Annotated in this window: 4 protein-coding genes; 3 read left to right on the forward strand and 1 reads right to left on the reverse strand. The window is 56.3% G+C overall.

Annotation, left to right across the window (positions count from 1 at the left end; genetic code table 11):
* Positions 1 to 1065 precede the first annotated feature (1065 nt).
* The gene (locus tag NKG95_RS33790) at positions 1066 to 2667 is read right to left on the reverse strand and encodes an ABC transporter substrate-binding protein (RefSeq protein WP_353043817.1); all 1602 of its coding nucleotides are present in this window, start codon (positions 2665 to 2667) and stop codon (positions 1066 to 1068) included.
* A gap of 701 nt (positions 2668 to 3368) precedes the next feature.
* Between NKG95_RS33790 and NKG95_RS34410 the strand changes: the two genes are divergently transcribed.
* The 3 genes from NKG95_RS34410 (at position 3369) to NKG95_RS33800 (ending at position 7160) form a co-directional block, all read left to right on the forward strand.
* Complete coding sequence (locus tag NKG95_RS34410) at positions 3369 to 3488, forward strand: Lrp/AsnC ligand binding domain-containing protein (protein ID WP_502914020.1); 120 nt, start codon at positions 3369 to 3371, stop codon at positions 3486 to 3488.
* Positions 3489 to 3750: 262 nt separating this feature from the next.
* On the forward strand, positions 3751 to 5358 hold the full coding sequence (locus NKG95_RS33795) for a serine hydrolase domain-containing protein (RefSeq protein WP_353043818.1): 1608 nt from the start codon (positions 3751 to 3753) through the stop codon (positions 5356 to 5358).
* Between the two features lie 200 nt (positions 5359 to 5558).
* A complete protein-coding gene (locus NKG95_RS33800) occupies positions 5559 to 7160 on the forward strand; it encodes an ABC transporter substrate-binding protein (protein ID WP_353043819.1) in 1602 nt (533 codons plus the stop codon).
* Positions 7161 to 7467: the final 307 nt, after the last annotated feature.

The following is a 7467-nucleotide window of genomic DNA, read 5'->3' on the forward strand; positions in this document are numbered from 1 at the left end:
CAAATCCGCCTGCACCTGCCGACATCCTGCCCCGACCAACGCATTCTGCGCATCGTCCTCAATCGCATTCCGCGGCTCGCGACATAACCATGGGGCGCAGACGCCCCGAAACGAACCCGCCGACCGCAACCTGCAAACCCCTGCCATCACGACGGATGACCGCCGGCGCCTGACGAGGTTCGCGGAAAAGCGCCCAACAGCGGCCACATCGCCGCTTCAGGCCGCCAAAACCTCATCGCCGTGCATCAAGGCGGCTAGCAGCCGTCTGCGGCTCCAACTTGTGCCTCTCAACAAAAAGGGGAGAACGTCGATGGACGACCGTCTTTGCTCCCACGATCGAAAGAGACGCGCATCGCAGTGCTTCCTTCGCAGCGTGACGCTATCCGCAACACGGATTGTGCAAGCTCAAAGCTTAGCTTGTCAGCTGTAATTTAGACGCCTCTATTATTCAACTATATTATAAGGTTACTTAGAAAATTGAACGTATTACATATATGGACGAACTGTACGTTCGGCAGCGAATTTGACGCACGCATTTACTGGCGGTATGCATGCCTCATCGTTGGCTCATCGCATCGGTCCAGAATTCGCCGTACCCCTTCATCACAATGGTTGAAAGCCTGTCCTGGGCGTTTCATTTCCAAGATCGCTCGATCCGCCCCATACGTTTCGCTGCCGCACGCGCCCGGGTACGGTTGCAAGATCTTCGACAGCCGCCGCGGCACCCCTCAACTTGGCGACTATATTTTCTGTACAACCCTGCTGTTCGACTGACCAAGTTTCATTTTGAACGACCACATCCCTGGCAGCGCTGCTCAGAGTTGATAAGCCTCTCGAGAGATATCCTACATCTTATCTGCACCCTCACTTATGGCCGGACGGATAAGCTGCCGCGGCGTTTGCCCAGTGGGAGAGCCTTATCGCAAAGCCAATTTTTTGCATCGACTCCTTCAATCCCGCGTCTGCGGGTGACGATAGCGGCGGGGCGAAAAGAAAAACGAATCTCGACCATTGCCATTGCTGCGATGGTCGAGACTACTCTGGCAGCATGTATCGTATTTCCCCTCAGCCCTTCTGCATATTCCACATCGGGAGCCAATTGGGCATGCCTATGAGCCCGGTAAGTTCCTTACGACGAGCGATTGGTGTAGTATATACACCCAAGAAGACACCGCCCACGAAGTCCCAATATAGACGCTGCATCTTTCGAGCCAGGGCCCTACGCTCATCCAACGTTTCAACATCGGGCCACTTAGCCCGAAGCGCCTCGTATTCGTCATTCTTAGGCCAGCCGAACCAAGCGTTTTCCCCATTCGCAGTAAACATGGGTGATTCGAATGGATTTCGGTGGCTAGAGTCGCCGTCGCTCGTGATATGAATACTCCAACCGCCGTCTTCAACGCTGCCTTTGTTCTGCCGGCGTGCGACGACCCCGCCCCAGTCACTTTGGGCGAGCTCGGCATTGACCCCGATCTTACGAAGCTCAGCCGCCAAAAACTGCGAGGCATTGTGTGCCTCGCGCCAGTCCGTAGCATCCAGAATGACGACGTTCTCGCCAACATATCCGGCCTCCTTAAAGAGTTGCTTAGCCTTTTCTGGATCGCCGCCTTTCTTGTACCATCCGGTATTTTCGTCGTTGGAGTAGGGCGTCGCACTTCCGAATATCGAGGTGATGGTAGCAAAGTATTTTGGATCGCCAAAGGAGGCACGCATGAACGCCTCCTGATCGATTAGATAAAGCAACGCTTGGCGGGCCTTCACGTTATCAAACGGCTTTTGCAGACAGTTCATGCGCAGGAACATGTCCCAGCCTGCCTTGTCGAGCACTTCGATCGCAAGGTTAGGATCATTCTCGAATACCGGTAGAAGATCAATGGGCGGCGCATCGAAATAGTCAATTTCCCCCTGCTGAAGAGCTCCCAAGGCAGTCTGTTGATCTGCTATATTGTTCCAAATAACACGATCGACTTTAACAAGTTTACCGCCAGCGAACCCATCCGGCGGCTCATCGCGCGGTACATATTTGTCATTGCGGTCCCACGCGAAGGTCGCGCCAGGCTTAGCAAGGGCTTCATTGAACTTGAACGGACCCGATCCGACATTCGAAGTCACCTGCTCGGTTGCCGGGCGATTTGCGTCCTTCTCACGCATAACCGCCAAGAAAAGGCTCGACTCTGCCAGCGTCTCGACGAGGACTCCCAGCGGTTTGTTCAGGACGATCATAAAGGTCTTGTCGTCCTTTCTTGATATATCCTTTGCTCGCGCCATAATTATCTTACCACCCTCATCCGCCGACCCCCAGCGTCGGATTGAGGCGACGCAGTCCGCCGCGGTTACGGGACTGCCGTCATGAAACCCGAGACCGTCCCTCAACTCAAACGTATAGGTCTTCTTATCGTCGGAAACGCCCCATTTGCCGATCATTTGGGGCTGCGGCTTGAGCTTAGAATCCATCGCGAAAAGCGTGTCATAGACAGCCATGGCGTGATCAGTGGTTGTATTGGACTGCGTTACGATCGGATCGAAAGTTTGAATAAATCCGCTCTTCACCATGCGGACTGTCCGCGCGGTCGTGGGCTCAGTGTCTGCTCGAACCACGGACGGGATCGATAAAGCGGCCCCGGCTGCCAAACCCGCTTTAATCAGGTTACGTCGAGAGATTGTCATAGCTATCCTCCCTTGTGCCACAACGCGGTCGGGCAGCGCCGTCCTTATCTTGATGGCACAGGCCACCCGGCCACACGCGAAACATAGCACCCCCCCAAGGACGGTTTGGGCTAAAGCCCGTAGTCTCTTGAAACGCAGGGCCCAAACCTTGGAGGAATTTGAAACATTCCTAGGCTCGGGTACGCGGTATGAAATTGATACCAAGGAGCGGAAAGTCCGCCTAGACCCTCCTTACTTGCGCAAGGACGTCAAAAAAGTCCGTACGTGTCCGTTTCGGCTTGGCGGGCCTTTCAATTGACCGATAGAAGCCGCCGAAGGCCTCATCGAAGCTACCCAGAGTCCATCACCCCTGCAGCTTCAACGGCGGGTGCTTCAGGTTGATCACCGCATCCAGACGTTCGCGAAGGAGATCATTTCGGCCAGAAGGAGGGCGTGCGGGACTCATCCCAAAACGTCGGCAAATGGAGGCACAATAAACGCTTTCATGAGGTTTGCTATACTTAGACTCCGTGAGAATCTTTGAAAACAAAAGCTTGTTGACTTTCTGAGGGCGAACGTAATACTCGCCGGCATCTCGCTATTAAACCCGAAAGCCTTGGGAAAATCACTGACCGTTGTGAACGTAGAAATCGACCAAGAACGCCTGGAGCTCGTCGATGACTTCAAGTGTGCGAAGCGCGCAAAAGAGGTCACCAATGTTTATGGTGACTGGAGATGCGGACTCCGTTCTCATCGTTGCAGTGGAAGACGTGGAAGCGTTCGATGTGTTCCTGACGACCAATCTCTATACTAATCGAACGTCCGGAAATTTAAAATTATGATCACGCTTGATCGTATGAAGTTCTAGCCTCGAGTCCTAGTGTAGCCCTTTTCCCCCGGACTGTTTTCATCAGAGCACCTTGCTTTTTGAAGCACGTGTTGCGCTCGTTGCACCAGTTTAGACTTTCCGCTGGTTCGTTGATCCCGTTCTGTGAGCGATCTTCGACCGCGATCATCAGCTGTGCCGACAAAATCACAAATTACTAACTTCGTGCGGTGCGCGTTTCAAAAGTCGATGCACTATGGTGTAAAGCTACGTTGCGCATGGGTTATTTCTCGAAGAACTCTACCGCATCACCGCGAGGAATGACGATCATGCCTATGTCACGCAGTGATTTTGCCAAGCGCGTCGACGATTTGTTCAGCGGGTTCAGCGGGGCGGACATGCCTGGCGCTGTCGTCGCGTTGACTGAGAACGGCCGCGAGATTTTCGCGAACGCCTATGGGCTGGCGAACATCAACGACGACGTGCCAATGGGTCGTAAGACCATCATCCGCATCGGTTCGCAGACCAAACAGTTCACGGTGTTGATGATCCTGATGCTGGAGGCAGAGGGCAAGCTCAGCTTACAGGACGAGGTGCAGAAGCACCTGCCCTATGTACCCAGGCTCGAGTACCCGGTCACCCTGAGGCACCTTGCCTCCAACACCAGCGGCTACCGAGACCATGAGGAAGTCATGATCTTCAGCGGCCTATCCGAATTCGCGCCGTCAGACAGCCAAACCATGCGTGATGTCATCGCCAGGCAAGATGCGCTCAACTTCAAGCCCGGCAGCGCGATGATCTATTCGAATACGGGCTTCTTCATGCTGTCCGATATCATCGAGCAGATCGAGGGTGCGACCTTTAGCGAGGTCCTGCGCAAGCGCATAACTGGCCCGCTCGGCATGAACGACACATCGCTCATGCTGCGGGACGGTTCGGTGATGAAGCGCTTGGCCGCGCACTATACGAAGTGCGTCGGTGGCTGGTTTCATCTGGGATGGGGAATTGATCTGGGCGGCGATGGCGGTATGGTCTCAACCCTCGACGACATGCTGGTCTGGCAGCAGAACCTGATCGATCCCAAGATCGGCACAGCGGAAATGTATCAACACATGGCCACGCCCTGCGTCTTCGACAATGGCGCGAGCGGCTTATACGGACTCGGGCTGGTGACCGACGTCTATCGCGGCCGCCGCGCGGTCGGCCACGGAGGTGGGGTTGCTGGCGGCAAGTCGCAATCGATGCGCTTCATCGACGACGGGCTCGGCATAATCATCATCGCCAACAACGATCAGGTTGCAGCCTTCGCCGTCGCCCACCGCATCGCCGACATCTATTTCGGCGACTCCGCGCCCGCGCCGATCGAACTTGCTCCCGGCCGCTACCGGCAGGAAGGTGGCCCCGACGTGTTCGAGATCGTCGTCAAGGATGGTGTGCCGACCTTCCTCAATTCCGGTGGTGTGGCCGGATTCGATTTCGGCCATCCTGGCGGCACCAAGCCCGAGCGCGGGATCACCGACCTGGTTCTCAGTCCACGACCGGACGGTAAGGTCGACGGGACGTTCTGCGGCAAGCCGAGGGTCTACGCACCCCTGCGCGCAGACGCCAGGGCAGCCTCCCCTCTCACCGGACATTACGCCAACAAGGCGCAAGGGCTTGAGGTCGAGATCGATGGAGGTGCGCAGCGTGGCATGTTCCGCCTGCGCTCCGACCTCGGCGCGATGAGTGCCCCTATCATCGCAGCGGACAGCGATCTCTGGTTCCTGTCCCAGTCTTGCACCGATATGGATCAAGGACTGCTCTGGAGGGCGACGCTGAGCGTCACCGGAGACGGTTTCGAGATGAACGGAGATATGATCAAGAAACTGCGCTTCACGCGAGCCTGAGTAACACCCATCGCGGCGAGGTCCACCTGTCCCTGAAGAGCGTTTCGTCCAAGGAGTTCGATGCGCTAGCCGCGAGTATCTCGCTAAGCGTCGCTATCGTGGCCTGCTGCCGGGTTTTCTAACAGGCATTGGAGACGAATGCTCGATCGAGGTCGCCAACGGCAGGTTAACTGCACAGGCATTCAAAAGGGAACTAACAGATGTCAATTTCTCGACGCAACTTGCTTAAAGTGGGTATCGCCGCCGGAGCGGCTTTATCGGTCCCGTCGGTCCTGCGGGCACAGGCGGCGCCAACCGACGCGCGGACGGTGCGGATGGTGATGTTAAATCCCACCATCTTCGATCCGTACAATACGACCTCTACACCCACCTACAACCATGCCCTGGCGATCTACGACACGCTGTTTGCGCTCGACTCCAAGCTTTTGCCGCAGCCGCAAATGGTGGGGAAGTGGGGGGGGTCCGACGACAAGAAGACCTATACGTTCGAGTTGCGGGACGGCCTGGGCTGGCACGACGGCACCCCCGTCACTGCGGCGGACTGTGTGGCCTCGATCCGTCGCTGGGGCCAGACTTCCGGCGGACAACTGGTTATGGAGCGGGCCAGGGACATCTCGAAGAAGGACGACAAAACCTTCACCATAGCGCTTAAGGAACCGCTGGGGCTTCTGGTCGATCGGCTGGCGGAAATCTCAGGGTACCCGCTGTTTATCATGCGCGAAAAGGATGCGGATCGACCGGCAACCGAGCAGGTGACCGCGAATATCGGATCGGGGCCGTTCAAGTTTAACGATGCCTTAGCCAAGCAGGGCGCTAGCTTAACCTATGACCGTAACGAGAAATATGTACCGCGCAAGGAGGCTCCCGACGGATTGAGCGGCGGGAAGGTGGTCAAGATCGACCGCATCATCTGGGAGAATATCTCCGATCAGCAGACTGCGCTCGCGGCCTTGCAGGCGGGCGAGGTCGATTTCCTGTCATCGCCACCCTTCGACTTTTACCCAGTGATCGAAAGCGATCCCAATCTTGAGCTCCAGGTCCTAGACAAGGGGGGGTATAACATGTGGCTGCGCATGAACCACCTGCAGAAACCGTTTGACAACGTGAAGGCACGCCAAGCGATGCTTCACCTGGTCGATCAGGAAGCTTTCCTGCGCGTCTTGGCCCCCGATCCAAAGTACGGCCACACCGTCACTTCGATATTTGGGAACACCACCCCTTATTCGAACGACGAAAATACAGGTTGGTACAAGAAGGGAGGCGATCCGGAAAAAGCCAGGCAGCTCTTCCAGGAGGCTGGATATGCCGGCGAGAAGGTCGTCATCCTGCAGCCCACGGACTGGGCGGAAGGAAGCAATGTCTCCCAGCTTCTCGCGGCCGAGCTGCGCAAGATTGGGGTTAATGCCGAGCTTGCCCCGAGCGATTGGAGCGGAGTTCTTGCGCGATTGAAGGACAAAGGCCCCGTCGAGAACGGCGGCTCGAGCATTTTCATCACGAGTTCTTCTGATTCCATCGAGAGCGATCCGATCTCCGCAAACTTCCTTTTCCTAAATGGCGAGAAGAGCAGCTTTTACGGTTGGCCCAAAAACAACGAATACGAGGCGCTTCGGGCCAAATGGCCGGATGTCGAAACGCTCGAAGAACGCAAGGCTCTGGCCCGCAAGATGCAGAGAATATGGTGGGACGATGTCGGCTTCGTTCTGCTGGGCCAATATGTACAGCCAATCATACGCCGCAAGACCCTGACCGGCCTCATCGAGATTCCGCTGCTCATCCCGATGTGGAACATGCAGAAGGCTTAATCGATCACTGCCTACATCCTCCGCAGAATGGTCTCGACCGTCTCCGTCATGTCGGCGTCGGGATCTTCCTCTTCTTGAGCTTAGGCAGGCGTATGTCCAATGGGACGGCGCAATTGTTGCTTATCCATTCCGTCTATGACCGGTGTTCGTGCGCCACTTGACGCCAAAACGATCCGGGCAGCCTCAGCAAGCCATTCCCTGTTGGCAATTAGCCGAAGAAGGGTAAGACCGTATGTCCGCCTCTGTCGGTGAGGTGGCTCGCCCTACACTGCGCGTCCGAGGATTGCTCGGGCGGACCGAGCCGATC

This window comes from Mesorhizobium sp. M1423 (assembly GCF_040317575.1).
In the GTDB taxonomy this organism is placed as follows: domain Bacteria; phylum Pseudomonadota; class Alphaproteobacteria; order Rhizobiales; family Rhizobiaceae; genus Mesorhizobium.